The organism is Legionella worsleiensis, from assembly GCF_001467535.1.
GTDB classification, from domain to species: Bacteria; Pseudomonadota; Gammaproteobacteria; order Legionellales; family Legionellaceae; genus Legionella; species Legionella worsleiensis.
Genome location: NZ_LNZC01000001.1, coordinates 43,861 through 65,419 on the forward strand (window position 1 = coordinate 43,861; position 21,559 = coordinate 65,419).

Sequence of the window (21,559 nt, forward strand, 5' to 3'; positions counted from 1 at the left end):
GATAGCCAGCATTTGAAAATCGATTACTTGGGTTGATTTTTTTTCATTTACTGGTTGTTAGGTATTATATCATATTCAAGACTGTGAGTGCACCAGTTGCCACTGAAGACCTTCTCTTGTTAGAGTGTACGATTATGGCTTTGTGGCTTGTCTCATGCAAAATAGTGCTGAAATTAATAATTTATCGGTTGCTTTTCAAAGTCCAGCAACACTGATAACGGCTTTGAATAACGTTCAGTTTACTCTATATCCGGGGGAAACCCTGGTTTTATTGGGGGAATCAGGATGTGGGAAATCGCTCACCTCTTTAGCACTCATGCGGTTGTTACCAAAATCAGGGGTTTATGGTGCTAAAAGCCAAATCAGTATTCACGGTGAAGACATATTAAATCTTCCTGAATACTTGATGAGGCAATTAAGAGGCCGACGTCTGGCGATGATTTTTCAAGAACCAATGACTGCTTTAAATCCGGTCATGACCATTGGCGATCAGATTGCCGAAGTTCTTATGAGGCATCATTCCCTGAAAACTGATGCGGTGCAAGATGCGTTAATTTCTCTATTGACCGAGGTGGAAATGCCTCAGCCGAAGGAACGAATCCATCAGTATCCGCATCAATTATCAGGAGGACAAAAACAGCGTGTGGTTATCGCCATGGCCTTAGCGTGTAACCCCGAGATTTTAATTGCAGATGAACCAACAACAGCTCTGGATGTAACCATTCAGGCTCAGATTTTGGCTTTATTAAAAAAATTACAAAAAAAGCATCAAATGAGTCTCTTATTGATCACGCATGATTTGGGTGTAGCCAGAGCAATGGCCGATAGAGTGTGTGTGATGTATGCTGGTCAGGTCGTTGAGCAGGCAAAAGTTGGTGATTTCTTTACGCAAGTTAGCCATCCTTATGTGCAACAATTGCTGGCTTCTCTTCCTTCTTTTGCAAAACGCGATGAAAAATTATCTATTATTCCCGGCAATGTGCCAAGCCTGGATGCCTTACCTTCTGGTTGCCGATTTCATCCTCGCTGCGTTTATGCCTTTGATCGATGCAAACATGAGGAGCCGCAGTTACAAGAGGTCAATCAACGCCTGCTGCGCTGTCATTTGTATCCTGAGGCCAATGATTTACCTCCCTTAAAAAAAGAACCTGTTGCCTGGGGCTGTGCACAACAGGAAACGGAGACTGTATTCACAGTTAGGGATTTATCCGTTCAGTATGTTCATAAAAAAGCATTATTTAGCCGAAATAAGACAATATTCAAGGCAGTTGATGGTTTAAGTTTTAGCTTGCAGCAGGGTAAGACATTAGCTCTGGTTGGCGAATCAGGATGTGGAAAAACAACCGCCAGCCGTGCTTTACTGCGTTTGATACCCGTTGCTGGAGGTGCTATTGAATTCAAAGGAATGGATGTTCTTGCCTTGCGACGAGGTGGATTAAGAGAGTATAGAAAAAAAGTGCAAATAATATTTCAAGATCCCTTTTCTTCTATGAACCCACGAATGACAGTGGGCGAAATTATTGCTGAGGGCATGCACGCTCAGGGGATGAGTTCTGTAGTGATTTCCCGCAGACAAAAACAATTAATCGAACAGGTTAATTTGCCCAGCAGCAGTTTGCATCGATATCCTCATCAATTTTCTGGAGGGCAAAGACAGCGTATTTGTATTGCCCGAGCGTTGGCCACTGAGCCTGAGGTATTGATTTGCGATGAGCCTACCAGTGCTCTTGATGTATCAGTGCAAGCGCAAATTTTAAATTTATTAAAAGAATTACAGCAGGAGACAGGGATATCCTATCTGTTTATCACGCATAATATGGCGGTTGTATCTTATATTGCGGATCATGTTTTGGTAATGAAAGACGGTCTGTCTGTAGAATATGGCCCATGTTCCCGGATTTTAAAACACCCTGAGCATCCCTACACTCGCCAATTACTGGCTGCGGTTTTAGATACCGAATAATTTTCTTCAGGATTTCTTAAGTATTAATATGTTATATTTTGTGCATTGAATTATACTCAACCAGATTACAATATGGCTAGTCTGGATATAAGGGAGACTTTCCTGCATGAAGAGCGCATTAGACATATTAATAGCCGGGAATGTTACTGAATTTGTTAAACAGTTGGAAACTTTTAGTCAACAGGATAAAACGCTTTCAGATGATTTAAAATCCACCATTAAAATATTAACTTTTTTTGGCAAAGAAGCTTCTGAAAGCCAGTTTGAACTATTACTGGAACTTAAAGAGCATCTAAAAAACCATCATGTTTTACTAAATGACATTGCTGGTTTGTTCGATTATCCACCTTATCCTAATCTTATTGATTTCTCCAAGCAAATTAAGAAAAATTCATTGGAATTAAGAGCTTATATCGACTTCTTTGATAAAGATCCTAAAGCGGGGCGTAATCCCAAGGTAACAAAAGGTCTAGTTGCGCAATTAACTGAGGACATTTTGGAAGAACATTTTGATACTTCCAGATTAGGTCATGTCGTTGCCAACATTCAAAACCTTGAAGACGGTTCAAATTTGCCATCATCCAGGCAGATGGATTTGGTTCAGCAAGTTGTCTACATCAATGCCGTTGGCCGAGAATGCCCCTTAAGTGTTAAAAACAGAACCTATACCGATTTAACCAATCAAAGCAGAGTACAGCTGCGCTATTTGTCTGATCTTTTTATCGAGCGTGTCAATGATCCTCTATCGGACATAGCTGACAGGATTAAAGCACAGCTTAATTTGATTGCGGTGATGAGGGAGCAATATTTTCGTTGTACAGGCGTTTTTCTTAATATAACCCAGATTGTTGCCGTACTTTTGACTTTAAATGAATTAAACCACAATGGATCTGTTGAATTACCTCCGGATGCGAATCAGTACCATACCAAAGCATTTCTTGCTGCATTGCAATGGGCTTTTACCCAAGGCAATAAGGAATCATCAGCTCAGTCCCAATTGCCTTTAAACACCTTCAGCTCAACAGACGTGAAGAATTTTTTTACTTTTATTGGGGTACATGGTAGTGAATTGTCTGATGCTGAACCTGAAGAGCACTACACGGAAGAGTACTGCAAAGCAGAAATTGTCGGCTTAAGCAAAAACACGGATATGAAACAGGCATTTCGTGTTCCATCACATCACGGAGTTACTTATCAGGATGTTAACGCAGATGATTTAAACTACAGCCTGGAGTACCTGCAAAGTATTCATTTAGCCCTGAATACTGCAAAGCCAGGACAGCCTATAGTTTTAATTGCCAGGACTATTGAACATGCTCAGGCTTTAAATAACCAGTTATCTGATTATTGCAAAATACAGGGTAAATCAGTTGAGCTTAAGACGTTTTCTGGTATGGAGTCTGTTGAGACACGCAGGCGTTGGTTTCGCTCTGGGGCGAATGTTCCCAGAATAGCAATTACGCTGCCTGATTGTGCATTATATGGCGAATTTAACTCCATTCGCTCTAATGGCTGCCTGGCTATTCAAACTTATGTTAATAAACCAGCCCAAACAAAAAGAATAATTAACAACCTCGTCAAATTTGGAAAACCAACCCGGTTTTATGTGATTGATGAAGAACAAGGTGCGGTATCTTCATTGCATGGTTCATTGGAAACAGAACAGGATAAAATCCAATTACTCAAAGCCATTCAAGACTATCGCAGCAATAAAGATAGAGAAAAAGCCGTTGAGCGATACTATGTGCAATCAGTTAATACTATTCAACGAGTGATACTGGAGCAGTTTGATGACTGGAAGGAATTATTGCATCAAATTTACCCTCAATCTGAATGGAAACAACTGGATTCAGATCTGTTAATGATGCAACAGGATTTAATCAAAAATCTCGAGTTTCAATGGCAACATTGCTTAAAAGAAAACAACACTCAGGGCGATAATCCTTACCGAAGACGTATATCCAACAAGAGGATGGATACCAGTACTCTGGATAAGGCTTTGAGTGATTACGAGCGTGAAGTTGAAGACCTTTGGGTCAAAACCAGACAGTTATTAAAAGAAAAAACGACATTAAAATTAATTCCTGATTCAGTTAATGCGTTACGTGCCTTATACCTGGAGGAAGTCAGTCTTGGCGAGCAACTCAAACGTAATAAACTGGTGACCCGAGATAACATAAAGCTTGCCGGACATGAAAAAAGAAAAGCCAAAAGAATCGTGGCTTCAGCTCTCGATGTTAACGGCGCCATGCTGAAATATTCGGATGGTAATCTCAAACACTACAGACAGCCTTACATTCACCATCAAATCAAGTTAATGGCCAAAGACATCACCAAAGAAATCAATCAATCATCTCTGGATTCCAATATTAAAAAAGAGTTGATTGAACGAGTCAATAAAGCGGACTCTCTGATTGCTCTTGAGTTGATTTTGATTGATTATGAGACGCAAGGCTTAAGACCGCAACATAAATCCCAGAAATACCGAATGCAGCCTGTAATTCATGAATTAATTCGAGTGCATATGCAATCTGGAGCAGAGACAAACCCTGAAATTCAACAGATAAAAAACATTTATTTAGACAATGTGGTAGATGATATTATTCAACAACTGGAAGAATCTTTATCTTGGGCAAAAGAAGAAAACAGGGGTTTTTTGTATTTTCTGGAACGGACTGCAGCAAAAAATGCAGCGCATGAATTGCTCGGGGTAGTTGAGGTATTGAAAAAAGCTCAAAATCCTGACGATCAAAAACACGCATTGAAAAATTTGTTTAAAAAACTGAGTCAACATCAAGCACAACTTAATGGTGTATGGTTATTTTCTTTTGGACATAAAAACATTCGTGATTCCATAAACCATACCCTGAATACATTTAACGATTTAACAGTGATTGGCAGTGATGAACATGCACTCAGTACTGATTTTATTAACGAATGTAGAGAAGAAGCACAAACCGAAGCAATAACCCAAAAAATACTAGCCGTGCTAAAATCTCTCGAAAAACGGCATAGCCCATGGTTAGGAGCGGATGAGGATTGGCTGGATGTGATCGGAGCTCTGGCTGTTATTCATAGCGATAATCCCTCGCTCTATGGGCTTGCTGAAATGTATCATTGGATTAGTTTGAAATGTGATGAGCTAATACAAACCCAAAGACCAATCACCGACCCCATGATCCATTTGAGAGGTACACTGAGAAGCCTTTGGAATCAGGTATCCGACAAGCATCAAGACTTGCTGGATACATCACGATATTTTTCGCTTAAAGCGGCACAGGTTAAAAGCGATCTTGAACGAGTTCCTGGTTTCAAAATGAATGATGTTCAGCTTATCCAGGGAAGTAATGGCAATGAACCATTTTATGATTTGATAGTCAAAGGCGTTGGTAGTTTACCGTTATTGGATGATTTTTCCCGCTATAATTCGCAATTAGCGCAAATGCAAAAAGATTTGGACAGGTGTATAGAGCAACTTGAATTTCCATTAACGCGGCACATGATTCTGGAGCGATTACGTGATAAACAACTGCAACAAATCAAAGAAGGCAAAACGGATAAAATACAAATCAGCTGGTTCCCTGTAACGCAGCAGAGTAATGTAACTGCGATAATTGAGCTTAAGAAATGTGAATTGGGCGAATTTCCTATGCGATTAGCTGATTTTCCTGAAAAAATTCAACATAATTTTTTTGATAGGCAGTTAATTAACTCATTGGATTTAAAGGAATTTATGGATAAAAAAGAAATTCAGCCCGCCGAAATACAACGAGTTCTTGAGCAGCTTGGCCGTTTGAAGGATGTGGCATTGAGATCCGAACTGATCGCATTTATCCAGAAACTGCACCCAGTTCACACTGAGGTTCCAGCCGTATCCATGTGGTCACCAAAAACCTGGATTTCCGGCTTTATTTCATTATGGAGTAATCCTTTTAAAATTACAGAAAACGAAGAGGATTTGCGTTATCAATTGACCGAACTGTTAAGCAGACCTGGGCGTCTTTTGCATGAATATTTAACCACTAGTGCACAACAACGGATAGGAGCTCTGGCTGCAGATTTAGACCGGCAAATTGCGGATGAAGCAAACAAGATAGATGTTTTTCGTCAAAAAATCCGGTTCATAGAAGAACGCATTGCTGTTGAGCAAGAGAAAGGGGGAGTATTTATTCGCCGCTTTGCCAACGTAGGCGAACTTTATGATTTTGAGCAAGAATTGAGACAGTATCAGGCAGAATATGCTGAGGTTACCGCTGTTGCAGAGCATATAGGTGATGAGGACAACGACGTCTTGGACGCAGATACTGACGAATTGACCGCTCAACAGAGTCTCACTATGTACTAAGGATAAATGCAAAGCAACAAAGCCTAAAACCCATCTGCGCAAGTATGCTTAGATAAAGTAGATCAAGGATTTACAGATTGGTATCTTCCAGCGATTTGTGAGTTGGGGCGCAGTTGTTTACTTTTGGTGATCAGTTTTTTTCAAGGTAAGAATATAGGTAGTAATATCAGGTGTATTAGGACTTTTACACCTTAGTTCATTTAATTTGTTAAGGTAAACATGGAATGATTTGCTTTTAGGCTAAATCGAATCTAAAGTTAGCAATGCAATATGATGGAATTTATTTCTGTCTCTGACTTGAGTTGTTTTGACTCCGGTCAGGGTGTTTTCAGGAAAATAAAGCGCACCTCATCGATGGATAGTATTTCGTTGTGGTGGCAAGGGTTAGGTTGTCTTTTAGACGTAAACAAGGATGGCCTTCAGAGTTACTTGATATGGCATAAGGATTTTGACCATGCAAAGAAAGTCACGACATTATTTTCAGTACGCTCTCTTCATCACATTATTCACCTCTTTAGCATTATCAACAGCTCAGGCAGCCAAGGCTTTGTGGACATTTGCGCCGCAAACGCCCACGCAATTTTCGATAATGAAAGGAGAAACAGCTCAAGTTGTTTATCTTGTGACCAATAATACATCCACTAGTAAAAATCTGGTCATGAAACCGATTACCGGCATCACGCAAACCGAACCGTGTAAAGCCCCGGCGCAAAAAACCTGTACCTTGAAGCTTAGTGTAGATGGTTCCGCTTTGACTGGAAACGTGCAAGGGGGGCCTGTGTTATGTAAGTTGGCTAATCAAATAAAGTGTCAAGGACCTTCTCCGGCTAATTCCTTAAATATCACTTTGCTAGACCAACCTACTGTGCAGCGATTTACAATTACGCCTTCAGCTGACGTGAACGGCACAATTACACCACAAGATCCTCAAGTGGTTGATGCAGGCACCAATTTGTCTTTTGCTGCAAACCCTAAAGCCAGTTTTGGTGTAAATGAATGGCTTCTGGATGGTGCAGTTGTTCAGTCTGGCGGCACCAGCTTTCAGTTGAATAATATTCAGGCTAATCATACTGTTGAGGTTACTTTTAATCAGGCTACGCTCTCTCCCTTGACTCAAAATCTCACTTTATCAATTAAAAGCTCCGTTTCCGATCTGCCTTTGGCAGGTAATCCTCGCATTATTCGAATTGAAAATACCGGTACGGTACCTGCTGTTAATCTTCAGGTCAGTCCAACCACATTCCCAGTTGGGACTTCAATAACCAATAATACCTGTACTGGAACGCTTAATGCTGGAGCTACTTGTGATATCACTATTACACCCGGTAGTACCGCAAGTGCGAATGCAAGTGCTGTTGCTTGTACAACAGCACCTGGAAGCCTTCCTGTACCTACTGTTGTCACAGTTAGCGCTGATAATGCCTCACCAACAGACATTAATGTGTTGTTACTGGGGCAAGGGTGTATTTATCAAGGCGGATATGTTTTTGCGGTAGATGACACAACGCCTAATACCGGCAGTATTGGTGGAAAAGTTGCGGCCCTGACTGATGAGCCTTATTCACTTTACCAGTGGGCTGTACTGTATGATGACACGACAGCAAATAATCTTCTTGATGGGCTAGCCAATACCAATGCTCTTGCAACTCCTGTAGGACAATATCCTGCGGCGCAAAGCTGTCTCAACAAGGTAGATCAAGGATTTGCAGACTGGTACTTACCAGCAATTTGCGAACTGGGACGCTTTGTGGGCATCAATACTAATGCGGGCTGTGGATTGTCCAGGGCTAACTTGTATACCTCCTTGCATTTAAAATCTTTGGGAGGTTTTGCTGGCGTTACTTATTGGAGTTCTACCGAGTATTCCGGCAATATGTTTTATAGTGCCTGGGCGCAATTCTTTGGTTATGGCGATCAATATTATGATGGCAAGAATCTGGGTAGACAAGTCAGGTGTATTCGGGCGATTAACCCTTAAAAGATTCTATTCCTTGATGAGGCAGCAAAGCTGCCTCTTTTTTTAATAATGAATATTTCAGGCACTTAAATTAGAGCTTAAGCAAACAGACTCAAGATAAAATCAAGTATTTGTTCCTTGGCTACCTGTTGTGATTCAGACGCACAGCGTGGTTTGTATTCCACGCATCCTTGTTCCAGATTTCGTTCACTAACCACCAGACGATGCGGAATACCGATTAAGTCGTTGTCAGCGAAGAGAACACCGGGTCTTTCATTACGATCATCCAATAAAACGTCTAATCCATGTTGGCAACAGTGTTGGTATAAATATTCAGCATATTCAGATACTTGTTGCGATCGTTGACCATTGATTGGAATAATGACCAGTTGAAAAGGAGCTATAGCCTGAGGCCAGATGATGCCTTGCTCATCATGATGTTGTTCTATTGCGGCAGCAACCACTCGACTGATTCCAAGACCATAACATCCCATCAACATGGTTTGTAATTGTCCTTGTTCATTGAGCACTGCTGCATTCATGGCTTTGGCGTATTTATCTCCTAACTGAAACACATGCCCAACTTCTATGCCTCGACAGGAACGTAGTGTACCTTTTCCATCCGGACTTATGTCGCCTTCTTTAACATTTCTTAAATCAAATGCATCGCTGTAGTGAGCATCTCTACCCCAGGCAGCATTCAGATAATGCTTATCGGCCTGATTGGCACCGCAAACAAAGGAGGGCATGGCTAAAGCATGGTGATCAACAATTATCGGAATCGTCATATTAACAGGACCCAGAGAGCCTACCGGGGCTTTGAGCGTCTTTAGAATCGTTTCTTCATCTATAAAGACCAACGGCGAGTGCACCAAGGGATGTTTTGTTGCTTTGATTTCATTCAACTCGTCATCGCCTCTCAGAATCAAGGCAACCATAGGATGCTCTTTACCTTGGACAATCAATGTTTTAATTGTCTCTTTACTGCCTACCTGTAAAAATTCTGCGACTTCGGTGATCGTTTTCTTATTGGGTGTGTCAACCAGCTCCATGGGTTTGTTGGTTATTTCATTTGATGGGGTTGGTCTAAGGCTGGTGGCTTGTTCGATATTTGCAGCATAATCACTGGTGTCGCTGTAAAATATCAAGTCTTCGCCTGAGTCAGCCAATACTTGAAACTCGTGAGATGCTGACCCGCCTATTGCCCCGGTATCAGCTTCTACGGCTCGGAATTTTAATCCCATACGGTTAAATATCCGACAGTAGGCTTGATACATTTGTTCGTAGGTGGCTTGCAAACTTTCTATGGTTAAATGAAAGGAGTAAGCATCTTTCATAATGAACTCTCTGGCACGCATTACGCCAAATCTTGGTCTGATTTCATCGCGGAATTTAGTCTGAATCTGGTAAAAATTTGCAGGAAGTTGTTTGTATGATCGCAGTTCGGTACGCATGATATCGGTAATGACTTCTTCATGGGTTGGGCCGAAACAGTACTCTCGCTGATTGCTGTCTCGCATGGTGAGCAACTGCCCTCCAAATGTTTCCCAACGACCGGTCTCTTGCCACAATTCGGCAGGCTGCACTGCGGGCATTAATACTTCCATAGCATGAGTATTGTTCATTTCTTCACGAACAATCTGCTCTATTTTGCGCAGTACTTTAAGGCCTAGAGGCATCCAGGTATAAAGGCCGGAGCCCAGTTTACGGATCATACCTGCTCTTAGCATTAATCGATGTGACGTGATTTCAGCATCACTTGGTGTTTCTTTTTGGGTTGCTAAAAACCATTGGGATGCGCGCATTTCAACTCCTGGGATAGTCTAAGTTCTTTATGGTGGGCTATTATATACCCATCATAGGATAATTGGCGATATGTAGGGTGCATACTGCCAAGGTTGAGTCATTAAAATAGTCCTCTGAGTATTGCTTTGTTAATGGGTTAAGAACGGTTGTTCTGCTTTATTTTCCAGGAATTGGGTACAAGCCTGCAGAAGAAAGGCAGCTCACTCCATCTTTTGGATTGACTGCCGATTTCTGTGTATGGCGATTAAGCATCTATTCGAGCTTGTTTCAGGACGCTCTCGCATTGATCAATCAGTATTTTTTCGTTGGTACCTTTCAGTTCATGAAGTTCATGGGCATAGTTTTTAAATTTAACAACTCCACTATTTACATCGTATACAGCACCAACCATACCTATTTCAGCATTTTTTATCATAGTTTTTAAAATGTCGCTCTGTGAATAAACTTGATGCATGGTATTGGCAATATTCAGCTCAGTAATGCGGCTTACAAAAGCTGTATTCTGCCCTGAGCGATTTTCCTTGATTTGGGTTTCTGCTTGAATTGCGGGCTTTATCTTGGACAGTAACTGGGTAATATGTCCTTTTTCAATATTATCGCATGCGGATTGAATCGCACCGCAACGAGTATGCCCAAGGATGACTACTAACTTGGCTCCCACCACATTACAGGCATATTCAATACTGGCAAGAATATCATCATTAATGACATTGCCTGCAATACGAATACAAAATATGTCACCAAAACTCATATCGAAAATGGTTTCAACCGGAACACGGGAGTCAATGCAGCCAAGAACAACTGCAATAGGATGCTGCATTTTAGCGGTATGCTTGATATCGACTCGATTCGAACGATGGATGCGAGTATCCTGCAAGAACCTTTGGTTTCCTTCATGCAATATATTGAGAACCTGGGCAGGAGACAGATGGGATTGGACATCGTAAGTCGTTACGTTGATAAAATCTATGACATTGTGAACTTTATAATCATCTTTAAAACCAGTCAGGTTTAATGAAATGTATTTGCTCGGCGCCTGTTCTTCTTTATATTCTTTTAAGTATTCCAGAATTTCTTTATCAATGTATTGAGTGTATCGGGCATCGATAATTAATTGTGCATGCTTGGGTATGGAATTAAGCTCGGCCACTAAAGCAGCTTTATTAAGAAAGGTCATTTGTTGGGGCAAGATGATGCGGCTGGTAATGCCATTAGGGTATATTTCTTTGATAATATCAATTCGAGCCTGACTGTTAGATTTTAAAATATTAAACAAGGAGATGGCCAGACCTATTAAAATTCCCGCAAGCAAGTTAAAGGCAATAATGCTGATGATAGTGACTATGAAGGGTATAAATCTGTCGCTGCCCTGGGCATAAATATTTTTATATATAGACGGTTTATTGAGTTTATAGCCGGTGAAAATCAATATTGATGCCAGCGATGAAAGTGGAATCTTGTTTAGGGCTCCCGGTACCAGCATCACAGCAAACAGAATAAACGCTCCATGTAAAATGGTGGACATTTTGGTTTTAGAACCCGCCTGAATATTGATAGACGTTCTGACGATGACCGAAGTAATGGGAATCCCCCCCACGAGTCCGGCAGAAATATTGCCAACTCCTTGCGCAATTAACTCTCTGTTGGTTGAGGCATGCCATCTTCTTTTATCTATACGCTCTCCTGCTTTTAAATTAAGCAAAGTCTCAAGTGATGCGACTATGCCAATGATTGCAGCGTACAAATAGACTTTGGGATTAGTCCATGATGCCCATTGAGGGTATTGCAGCTGGCTAAAAAATTCATAAAGTCCCGTTGTTTGCGGAATGTTTACCAATTGGGGAGAGTTTTGTACCAAGGATGAGTTAGTCCATTGAAAAAGTTCATTGAGGATGATGCCTGCAATGACTACGATTATTGGTGCCGGGATTTCTTTGAGCGCTTTAATTTTGGTACGCTCAAAGTAGATTAACAGAAACATGGAGACAGTCGTAATGAATATGGCTCCCGCGTTAATATGATTCGATAAGGCAAGTATAGGGCCAAGTGTAATGACATCTGCTGTTTCTAATAAATGAGTTTTAAGTTCGTTGAAGTCTGAGGATAGAGTAAATGCAAGCGGCAATTGCTTGATGATGAGCAAAACTCCTACGGCACATAAAAGTCCTTGAACGATATTGGTAGGCACGTAATCGGCTACAAACCCCGCTTTTAAAGCCCCTATGATCACTTGCAGAACACCTGTGAGTACCAAAGCCAGTAAAAAGGAATTAAAGTCACCGATTTGGGTGATTGCGGTAACGACAACTGCAGCCATTCCTGCAGCCGGCCCGCTGACACTGATATGGGAACCACTGATGGCTCCAACAACTACCCCTCCGATGATACCACTTAGTATTCCAGAAAAGAGGGGAGCGCCTGAGGCTAAGGCAATACCCAGACAAAGAGGTATAGCGACCAGGAATACGACTATGGCTGCAACAAAATCAAATTTGAAATACCGTTTAGCATAAACCCGAAGTGCACGAGAATGGATAATATTTCTTTTGATCATCGATAAGTTCCTGTATCAGTGAAAAGCTAAAAAGTGGGCTAACCAGTCCATTTTCTAGTTGGTGATTGACAATTCATCAGGGTTAGCTTGTTCAAAGCAAACACTATACATTATGTAATATAATTGTAAAGAATGTTACAAAAAAATTTTTTGACGGGAAAATAATTGATTCAGGGTAGCCTGGGATTAGGCCTAAAAGGCCATCTCCCAGGAAGATCTTTATATTTATAAAATACGCAAAACTGTTTTACATTCTCTCAGTACTGCAAGTTAGCAAGCAAAAGGGTTGCTAAAAAGGTGACGAGACGCTTGAGCTACCGTCCAATAGGTCTATAAACTCAGTATTACCAGAGGTCATTTCCGGGGATGGATGCGGTAAAGTCCCTTGGCATATACTAGGCAGAGTGCGCCCAAAGAAGGCATACTCACTGGGCGATTCTGAGTGTAACGATATGACCCTTTCAATCGTGTTATGGCCATTTGATTTAGAGGTCCAAACCATAATCTGTTCCTTATTATACCCTAAGTCTATGAGTGTTTTGTAATGCTTGGCTAGGGCATATATATTCTTGGATCCGCCCGTTATCCTCGCCAGAAGGTAGATTTCTTCTTCTGAGAATTTCAATGCAAGAAGCTTAATGTGATTTTCTGCAGTAGCCTTCAAATTCAAAGAACCGCCATTTCGCGAGACTATCTTGGTAATTTGCTCAAGGGTATAATCTAATTGTCTTAAGCAATAATGATGGGCGATGACGCTGAGCAGATTCTTGGCTCCTCCATGATGGGCTGCGATATTAACAATATCTTCTTTGGAGTAGCCTTTGGCTCTTAAAGTATCGTAGCAATACTTAAATGCCTCAAGTGTTTCATTACCGCCATTCCTGGCCGAAATTCTTACTAAATCTTCATGATTTAAACCGTCTTCTCTGCAGCTTTCTATCAGATTAGTATGTTCCATAATGAGCTTATCGAGAGTGGGGCGTCTGCATCGGTTTAAGATTAACCTATCTATATCATCTGGTTGATAGCCTAAATTTTGTAATTTATCAAAATAAGCCAAGTAATCTTCTGCGGATATGTTGAATTTTTTTAATTTTTCCATGGGCAGTACGGGTTGTTTGCCGGAGAGGGTGCGTTGGCTTTTCTTACCGTACATCAGTTCATGTAAAGAATAAGTGGGTGTGCTTGTTTCTGTTCTTTTAGTGCCTCTTCTGCCGGTATGGGGCGTCAGGAAAACGTCATCGCCAGCCGCAGCCTCTGCTCTGGGTTCCAAGGGGGGCAGAATGATGGATCTGAGAGGTGGAAGAATTCTAAAAGGAATAATTGATTCCAGAGCCGGAACATGCTGGGACGATGTGGGCTGGTTATCGGTTAGAACGGTTCTTTGTTCTTTCTGTTCATTGGGAAATAAGAAGAAGGGATAAGAAGGATCATTTTTAAACATAATTATTCCATTGGTATTGAGATCAATATTTTATCAATATGATACATATTTAATATTAACGAATTATTAAGAAGTCTTAATAATTGTACTTAAATGTGCTCAATGAAGCACAAGCCATATTATTTACAGTAAAGCCAAAATTTAAATGGGTAAATTAAAAAATACCATCTATGCTAAAAGAATGGTCTTTTATAGGCGCATATTTTTAATCACTGATTACAAGGAGTTTCTATGATTAACAAGGGAATGAATCCATTTAAATCACCCAACACAGAACCGCAGCAAATTAAAAACATTATTATGATGGGAGATAGTCTTTCTGATAGAGGAACAATGTATAAAAGTGTAGCATTTGGATGCATTCCATTATCAGGTTCTACTGGTCTTAAGGGAAAATCACCTGATGAACGATTTACTAATGGTCTTGTATGGAGTGATCATGTTTCTGCAAAGATTGCCAGCGATTTTACAATAAAACGACTGGAAAAACGCAAGCATTTGGATCATACCGATATTGCTGATGCGGTTATTGCTCATGATCGCAAGGTAATTAATGCGGTGCGTAATGATTATTTTCTCGATGATGATCGTTTCATTAATTACAAAGGAAGACTTTGGGTGAGAAGTTATTGTATCGGGGGATTAATGGCTCATAGTTACAAATGGGCTTTAAGTACGAGTATTGTTCGCTTCTTTACACGTCTTGTTGTTTCTTCTTTATCCGAAATGAGAGAAGCGATTCTTGATTATGACAAGAAACATCGTATTTCCTATCAGCATAAAGCGGAAACCCTAGTGATTGAGTGGTCTGGCGCCAACGATTTGGTAACCGTGAATGCTAAACCTTCCTTGGAAGAAGTAGATAAAGCAATTATTGCCCGTATGAATAATATAAAGAAACTAATTGAAGTGGGTTATCGTAATTTTATAGTGATTAATTTACCCAATTTGGCTTTAACCCCTCGCTTTCAAAGTAAATCTCAAGCAAAACGAGATGAGGCTCAGCAATGCACAGAGTATTTTAATTCAGAGTTGCAAAAAGCATGTGAGGATCTGATGCAGGATTATCCCTATTGTTCAGTGGATGCTTTTGATATGAATGCCATGTTTGAAAAAATTTATCACAATCCGGAACGCTATTTCTTTGATAAAGATAAGTTACAAACCCCTTACACGACCTCTGTTGATTTTAACGATCCATTGGATGGAATTTCTCAAGCCAGAGGCTATTTGTTTTATGATGATTTGCATCCAAGTGCGGATGCCCATGCCCTGTTAGCCTCTTATTTCTACGATAAACTGGCTTTGAAATATGAGCTGATAGAACCCGATAAGACCTGTAAAAATAAACGCAAAGAACTGTCAAAAGAAGTGCTATTAAAGTGTTTTAGAACTCACTATGAGAGACAATTAAATAAAGAACGAAATGGTTTCTTTGGCCATAAAAAACCAAATTTGAAATATAAAGAATCAGATTTGGAAACCATCATAAAAAATGCACTCGATGAAAGTAGCGGAAGTGCCTATACTGTGTTAAAAAAATTAGGGTGGATAAACGAAAAGGGTAGGTTAATACTGAATGAACCCGCTCTTATAGAAGCAATCCAGTACGCTCAAGGAGAGTGTTCATCTGGCTGTGCTACCTCATTGATTGGCTAAGTCTCAGATTCAGCCTGTCTCTAAAACAAAGATGAAGCAGGGAAATGCCCGTATAGGCGGGCAATCATCACTCCTTCCAAAGAGATAAGATTTGATATCAGTGACTTCTCTTAATGTTATGCAGTGCCAAATCAGAAGTGGTTGCCCGCCAATGTAGGCATGTCCGTTTTTTTTCGTGTACAGATCAAGAGCATAAGTCTAGCCATTGCAAACTCGTTTTATACTTGGTGTCAGGGGCGTTATATTATGAGTTCGCTGTTATTAATCAACGGATTAATGCCTTTAATTTAGCCGTATTTTTAATTTGAGCATCTCTTGGATGCCTCGGACAAGCCGAGGCATGTAGGCGGGGGGCAATTGTCTACACGCCCTAAATAGTGTCTAAAAATATTCAGGCACCTTGCTTAGTCTTCTAAAATCTCAAATTCCTCTGTAGCGAAAACTTCCACATCGCTGGCTGGGTTTGATGTAATTAATTCCTGTTCCAGGTTTTTAAAATTCCACATGTTTTGATCCATTAACTGACTCGGCTTTAAACTTTGCAGCGCATGAAGCATATTACTGGGGACCTTGGGATTTTCTTCAGCCAGTTTATCAATAAGATGAGTTACTTTTTTGCGCATCAGATTTTCCTGCGAGCCGCACAGGTTACAAGGGATTATAGGAAATTCCTGCTCGCCAGCAAAAGTAATGATGTCTTTTTCCTGAACGTAGCACATTGGTCTAATGACTATATGTTTTTTATTATCGCTCAATAATTTGGGCGGCATGGAGCGTATGTCGCCATTGTATAAAATGGACATCATTAGGGTACGTATCATATCATCGCGGTGATGACCCAAGGCAATTTTATTAAATCCATGTTCTTCAGCATAACGATAAATGATCCCTCGACGTAGCCGTGAACACAGTGAGCAATAGGTTTTGCCTTCTGGTACTTTTTCTTTAACAATACTGTAGGTGTCTCGAGTTAATATTTCATGAGGTATGGCTCGGTCAGCCAGCCATTGCCGCAAAGTGGCATCGTTCCAGCCGGGTTGTGCCTGATCCAGTGTGAAGGCAAATACTTCAAATTTGTTACCTGAACGCCTTCGTAATTGATTTAGAATGGTTAACAGGGTAAATGAATCTTTACCACCGGACAAACAGACCATGACACGGTCACCCCGTTGAATCATGTTAAAATCAGCAATGGCTTTTCCGGTATAATGTAATAATTTTTTTTCAACTGTAGTGGGATTGGACGACATATGACAACCTGATTATATTATTTAGTAGTGGCGCTCGATACTGAAGCCATTCCATTAACTCGAGTAGTTGCTAACCATGAATTGACCAGCTCTATATCATTTACGTTTAGAGTGCCGGCGAGATATTTTAAAGTTAACATCGCATTGATCAAATCATATTGATCTCGTGCTAACTGTTCCTGAGCCTCAAAAAGGCGTTGTTGCGCATTAACCACGTCTACCATGGTGCGGGTACCTACTTCAAATTGCGCTTCGGTACTTTCTAATGAGTTTTTTTGCGAAATAATCGTTTGTCGGTCTGCTTTGACTTTGCTTATTCCGTCTGTAATGGTGTTAAAAGCAATACGACTGTTTACGACAACGTCTCTGTAGGTTTGTTCCAGTTGTTCGCTGGTTGATTGAAAGCCGTATTGCGCTTGTCGAGTTTGCGATTGCACCAGTCCACCCTGAAATATAGGGAAATTCATGGTCAGCGCTACATTGGCCTGAGTTTGTTTGGTTGGGGCAAAGAATGAAGTGCTGTCTACGGTATTATGCGATTGTGTTGCATTGGTCTGAATAGCTAAAACCGGCCAATTGCCTGCGGATAATGATTTAACGTTTTCTTTTGCTACTTCAAGACTATAGCGTGCCGCATAGAGTTTGTAATTTTGCTTCAGTCCGGTATCTATCCACTGATCAACATCATTGGGTTCGGGTTTAATTAATGGAATTTTACTGTCACGTAAAGGTGCCAGAGATTCATAGACATGATTGGTAAGTTTACGTAAGTTTTCACTTTGATTGATTTGATTGTTTCGGGCTGAAATAACAGTTGCTATGGATTGATCATAAGCCGCTTTTGCTTCGTAAACAGAGGTAATGGCATCCAACCCCACCTGAAAGCGTTGCGTTGCTTGTTCAAATTGCCGTTTGTTAGCTCGTTTTTTGGCTTCAGCAAAATCAAGTGTATCTTTGGCAAATAACACATCGAAATACGCTTTTGCCGTTCTCAATATCAGGTTTTGCGCCGCATCGTTGAATGTCGCTTGTGCCGATTTGACTGATGCTTTGGCTTGCGCCACTTTAGCCCATGCCTGATAGTTAAATACAGCCTGGGATGCGGTGACTTGCCAAATAGTGTTGCTGTAAGACAGATTCGTGCTTAATCCCCCGGCTTGAACATTCTGTAAGTTACGGCCTGCCTGACTGTTGATGCCAACTTGAGGAAAAAGAGCTGCTCGAGCCTGAGGGATCGCTTCCGTACTGGACATGTAGTTATCGTAGGCATTTTTGAATACGGTGTCGTTTTCAAGAGCCTGTTGATATATATCCATTAGATCTGTGGCATGACTGTATGAAGACAGGCCAAGAGTTAGTACGCAAAACAGCAGCGATCTCTTCATTAGAGCGTTCCCTAGAATACAAATTCTTTTCGTTTTAATGGATCTACCAGTTGTGGAATGTCTGTTTCAAAAATCATGTTTTCTGTCCAGATGTTATCATGATCCAGGTGATGCAATTTAGCCTGCATTGCTGGCGATCTGCCTTCTATGGTGAATATTGTTCCACCAGGAAGAACCTGTAATCGGTGCGTTTCCGTCAGGTGTTCTATTGCTCCGGTAAATACCACCACGTCATAGGGTGCGTTTTCCAACCATCCACGACAGGCATCACCGGTAATTAATTCGATATTGGTGCATTGATGAGCTTCCAACTTGCGTCTGGCGTATTGGGTAAACTCGGAATAGTAATCAATACTGATGACTTTTTTGCATAACTTGCTCAGCATGGCAGTAAAAAAGCCACTACCTGTTCCTACTTCCAAAACGGTTTCGTGCCCTTTAAGATTCAGCCCTTGTAATATTAAACCTTCTTCCAGAGGAGTTAACATTTTTTGACCGTGAGATAAAGGAATCTGCATGTCTGAGTATGCAAAATGAGCATACTGTTCAGGTACGAATTCATGACGAGGAATAAGATCATACAAATCCAGTATGGTATCGTTTAAAACTTCGCCAGTTCTTAGTTGTTGTTTGACCATATTAATGCGTGCGCTTTGATTGCTCATTTGTTCTACCGAGTTAATTGTCTTTAATAGGTTAAAACTTTGTGCCGATTTTAGCAAGAATTCAGCCAATGTGCTAAGCATTAATGACTTAAAGTCAGCCTTGAGATTTTTCTTATCGTTATTTCATGGTGACTGTGTTTAAAATTTGTTATTATTTATAACTTTGTCAACACCCATTGGAGAGAATAGTGCTTGAGCGATTTACTAATCACGTGCAAACCGAACTGGATACGCTTAAAGAGGAAGGTTTATTTAAATCAGAACGCATTATTTCAAGTCAGCAACAAGCTGATGTAAAAGTAAATAATAAGGAAGTAATCAATCTTTGCGCCAATAATTATCTTGGGCTTGCTAATGATCCGGCGCTTATTGCCGAAGGTCAGAAAGCGCTTGAAGAGTACGGATACGGTATGGCCTCGGTTCGTTTTATTTGTGGAACGCAAACGCCTCACAAGGAATTAGAGCAAAAAATCAGTCATTTTTTAAGTAAGGAAGATACTATATTGTATTCTTCATGCTTTGATGCCAACACTGGCCTTTTTGAAACCTTGCTGGGTGAAGAAGATGCGATTATCAGTGATGCGCTGAACCATGCCAGTATTATTGACGGTATTCGATTATGTAAGGCCGCTCGCTATCGTTATGCCAATAACGATATGAAGGCTCTGGAAGAGCAGTTAATCGCCGCTAAAAATGCTCGTTTTCGTTTGATTGCCACAGACGGTGTCTTTTCAATGGATGGCACATTGGCAAATCTTCCGGCGATTTGTGATTTGGCAGATAAATACGACGCTATGGTCATGGTTGATGATTCTCATGCCGTTGGATTTATGGGAGCTACCGGGAGAGGTACTCCAGAGCACTTTGGTGTTACTGACCGTATAGACATTGTGACCGGAACTCTTGGTAAAGCTTTGGGTGGTGCTTCTGGAGGATATACCTCTGCAAATCGGGTCATTGTAGAATGGTTACGTCAGCGTTCCAGACCTTATTTGTTTTCCAATACTTTGGCACCGGTTATTGCGCACACATCGTCTGTTGTTTTGGATAAACTGATGCAAAATAATCTTCTTGCCGAAAAATTAAAGCGTAATAGCCGCTATTTTCGAAAAGGAATGACCGAATTAGGATTTAAACTGATCCCTGGTGAGCATGCCATTATCCCCGTGATGCTGGGTGATGCAACTCTCGCTGGACGTATGGCCAACAGATTGTTGGAGTTGGGTATTTATGTGGTTGGATTTTCTTATCCGGTTGTGCCCAAAGGCTTGGCCAGAATTCGTACACAAATGTCTGCGGCCCTTGAACTGGAGCATCTGGATAAGGCGTTGCATGCATTTGAAACGGTTGGTAAGGAGTTTTCTGTAATCTAAAGAAACAGTTTTGCTTAAAACCAAGAAAGTGCAAAAGATCAGATAAAAACAGCACCTGTTTTTATGCAGGATTGAATTAACTTATTATTATTCTGAGGTACTGAATGAAATCGTTAGTCAAAGCAAAAAGAGAGCCTGGAATTTGGATGCAGGATGTACCTGTTCCCGAATATGGCGTTAATGATGTCTTAATCAAAATAAAAAAAACCGCCATTTGTGGTACGGACATCCATATCTACACCTGGGATGATTGGGCGCAGGCTACCATTCCTGTTCCTATGACTGTAGGCCATGAGTTTTATGGTGAAATTGTCGAGGTAGGCAAAGAAGTTCAAGGTTTAAAAGTCGGACAAAGAGTATCCGGTGAAGGACATATTACCTGTGGCTTTTGTCGTAATTGCCGTGCGGGTAAACGACATTTATGCCGTAATACTTTGGGCGTGGGAGTCAATAGACCGGGATGTTTTGCTGAATACTTGGCGTTACCGGCTAGCAATGTTATCGTTTTGCCAGACAACATTACTGGTGATCAGGCAGCAGTACTGGATCCATTAGGAAATGCAACACACTGTGCTCTCGCTTTTGATGTGGTCGGTGAGGATGTATTGATTACCGGTGCAGGCCCTATAGGTATTATGGCTGTAGCTATAGTGAAGCATATAGGTGCACGTCATGTCGTCATCACTGATGTGAACGATTATCGTTTGGATCTGGCGCGAAAAATGGGTGCGACTCGGGCAGTTAATGTCAAATATGAAAATCTCGATGACGTTATGGCCGAGTTGGGCATGACCGAGGGTTTTGACATAGGTCTGGAAATGTCAGGAAATCCCATGGCCTTGAATGATATGATGAGAACCATGAATCATGGCGGCCATGTGGCAATATTAGGTATTCCTCCTCAGGCAACCCCTGTGGACTGGAATCAGGTTATTTTTAAAGGGTTAGTTATCAAAGGAATTTATGGTCGGGAAATGTATGAAACCTGGTATAAAATGATTGCCATGTTGCAAAGCGGTTTAAACATCGAACCGGTTATGACGCATCATTTTCCAGTAGAGCAGTATGAACATGCGTTTCAGATTATGGCATCAGGACAGTCAGGAAAAGTGATTCTTGATTGGTAATTGAGCCGAATAATAAGAGGATTGAAGTACT

12 protein-coding genes are annotated in these 21,559 nt (G+C 40.9%); 6 read left to right on the forward strand and 6 right to left on the reverse strand.

Annotated elements, in window-relative coordinates; translation table 11 throughout:
- The first annotated feature begins 154 nt into the window (after window positions 1-154).
- From Lwor_RS00155 to Lwor_RS00165, 3 genes are all read left to right on the forward strand, one after another.
- Window positions 155-1,963: an ABC transporter ATP-binding protein gene (locus tag Lwor_RS00155; RefSeq protein WP_058491610.1), complete on the forward strand. Its 1,809-nt coding sequence runs from the start codon at window positions 155-157 to the stop codon at window positions 1,961-1,963.
- A 106-nt stretch (window positions 1,964-2,069) separates the two neighbouring features.
- On the forward strand, window positions 2,070-6,308 hold the full coding sequence (locus tag Lwor_RS00160; protein ID WP_058491611.1) for a hypothetical protein: 4,239 nt from the start codon (window positions 2,070-2,072) through the stop codon (window positions 6,306-6,308).
- A 454-nt stretch (window positions 6,309-6,762) separates the two neighbouring features.
- Window positions 6,763-8,286, forward strand: a complete 1,524-nt coding sequence (locus Lwor_RS00165) for an InlB B-repeat-containing protein (RefSeq protein WP_058491613.1) — start codon at window positions 6,763-6,765, stop codon at window positions 8,284-8,286.
- A gap of 77 nt (window positions 8,287-8,363) precedes the next feature.
- On the opposite strand, the gene Lwor_RS00170 is transcribed toward Lwor_RS00165, so the two are convergent.
- From Lwor_RS00170 to Lwor_RS00180, 3 genes are all read right to left on the reverse strand, one after another.
- Window positions 8,364-10,070, reverse strand: coding sequence for a proline--tRNA ligase (locus Lwor_RS00170; protein WP_058491615.1), 1,707 nt, complete (start codon window positions 10,068-10,070; stop codon window positions 8,364-8,366).
- A 245-nt stretch (window positions 10,071-10,315) separates the two neighbouring features.
- On the reverse strand, window positions 10,316-12,625 hold the full coding sequence (locus Lwor_RS00175; protein WP_058491617.1) for a bifunctional SulP family inorganic anion transporter/carbonic anhydrase: 2,310 nt from the start codon (window positions 12,623-12,625) through the stop codon (window positions 10,316-10,318).
- Between the two features lie 289 nt (window positions 12,626-12,914).
- The gene (locus Lwor_RS00180) at window positions 12,915-14,069 is read right to left on the reverse strand and encodes a TAL effector repeat-containing protein (RefSeq protein WP_058491619.1); all 1,155 of its coding nucleotides are present in this window, start codon (window positions 14,067-14,069) and stop codon (window positions 12,915-12,917) included.
- 231 nt (window positions 14,070-14,300) lie between these two features.
- On the opposite strand from Lwor_RS00180, the gene Lwor_RS00185 reads away from it, so the two are divergent.
- Window positions 14,301-15,728, forward strand: a complete 1,428-nt coding sequence (locus Lwor_RS00185) for an SGNH/GDSL hydrolase family protein (RefSeq protein ID WP_058491621.1) — start codon at window positions 14,301-14,303, stop codon at window positions 15,726-15,728.
- A gap of 404 nt (window positions 15,729-16,132) precedes the next feature.
- Here Lwor_RS00185 and ttcA read toward each other — a convergent pair whose 3' ends face one another.
- From ttcA to Lwor_RS00200, 3 genes are read right to left on the reverse strand one after another with little or no spacing between them, the layout of a single operon-like run.
- Complete coding sequence (ttcA, locus tag Lwor_RS00190) at window positions 16,133-16,978, reverse strand: tRNA 2-thiocytidine(32) synthetase TtcA (RefSeq protein WP_058491623.1); 846 nt, start codon at window positions 16,976-16,978, stop codon at window positions 16,133-16,135.
- 17 nt (window positions 16,979-16,995) lie between these two features.
- Complete coding sequence (locus tag Lwor_RS00195) at window positions 16,996-18,363, reverse strand: TolC family outer membrane protein (protein WP_058491627.1); 1,368 nt, start codon at window positions 18,361-18,363, stop codon at window positions 16,996-16,998.
- 11 nt (window positions 18,364-18,374) lie between these two features.
- A complete protein-coding gene (locus Lwor_RS00200) occupies window positions 18,375-19,028 on the reverse strand; it encodes a protein-L-isoaspartate O-methyltransferase family protein (protein ID WP_058491691.1) in 654 nt (217 codons plus the stop codon).
- 188 nt (window positions 19,029-19,216) lie between these two features.
- On the opposite strand from Lwor_RS00200, the gene Lwor_RS00205 reads away from it, so the two are divergent.
- Window positions 19,217-20,401, forward strand: a complete 1,185-nt coding sequence (locus tag Lwor_RS00205) for a glycine C-acetyltransferase (protein WP_058491629.1) — start codon at window positions 19,217-19,219, stop codon at window positions 20,399-20,401.
- A 104-nt stretch (window positions 20,402-20,505) separates the two neighbouring features.
- Window positions 20,506-21,528: an L-threonine 3-dehydrogenase gene (gene tdh / locus Lwor_RS00210; RefSeq protein ID WP_058491631.1), complete on the forward strand. Its 1,023-nt coding sequence runs from the start codon at window positions 20,506-20,508 to the stop codon at window positions 21,526-21,528.
- Window positions 21,529-21,559: the final 31 nt, after the last annotated feature.

What these genes read in the sequence shown, in the direction of transcription:
- ttcA (WP_058491623.1), bottom strand. Translation starts at nt 16,978, where the DNA reads ATGTCGTCCAATCCCACTACAGTTGAAAAAAAATTATTACATTATACC.
- Lwor_RS00180 (WP_058491619.1), bottom strand. Translation starts at nt 14,069, where the DNA reads ATGTTTAAAAATGATCCTTCTTATCCCTTCTTCTTATTTCCCAATGAA.
- Lwor_RS00155 (WP_058491610.1), top strand. Translation starts at nt 155, where the DNA reads ATGCAAAATAGTGCTGAAATTAATAATTTATCGGTTGCTTTTCAAAGT.
- Lwor_RS00185 (WP_058491621.1), top strand. Translation starts at nt 14,301, where the DNA reads ATGATTAACAAGGGAATGAATCCATTTAAATCACCCAACACAGAACCG.
- Lwor_RS00165 (WP_058491613.1), top strand. Translation starts at nt 6,763, where the DNA reads ATGCAAAGAAAGTCACGACATTATTTTCAGTACGCTCTCTTCATCACA.
- tdh (WP_058491631.1), top strand. Translation starts at nt 20,506, where the DNA reads ATGAAATCGTTAGTCAAAGCAAAAAGAGAGCCTGGAATTTGGATGCAG.
- Lwor_RS00170 (WP_058491615.1), bottom strand. Translation starts at nt 10,070, where the DNA reads ATGCGCGCATCCCAATGGTTTTTAGCAACCCAAAAAGAAACACCAAGT.
- Lwor_RS00195 (WP_058491627.1), bottom strand. Translation starts at nt 18,363, where the DNA reads ATGAAGAGATCGCTGCTGTTTTGCGTACTAACTCTTGGCCTGTCTTCA.
- Lwor_RS00160 (WP_058491611.1), top strand. Translation starts at nt 2,070, where the DNA reads ATGAAGAGCGCATTAGACATATTAATAGCCGGGAATGTTACTGAATTT.
- Lwor_RS00200 (WP_058491691.1), bottom strand. Translation starts at nt 19,028, where the DNA reads ATGAGCAATCAAAGCGCACGCATTAATATGGTCAAACAACAACTAAGA.
- Lwor_RS00175 (WP_058491617.1), bottom strand. Translation starts at nt 12,625, where the DNA reads ATGATCAAAAGAAATATTATCCATTCTCGTGCACTTCGGGTTTATGCT.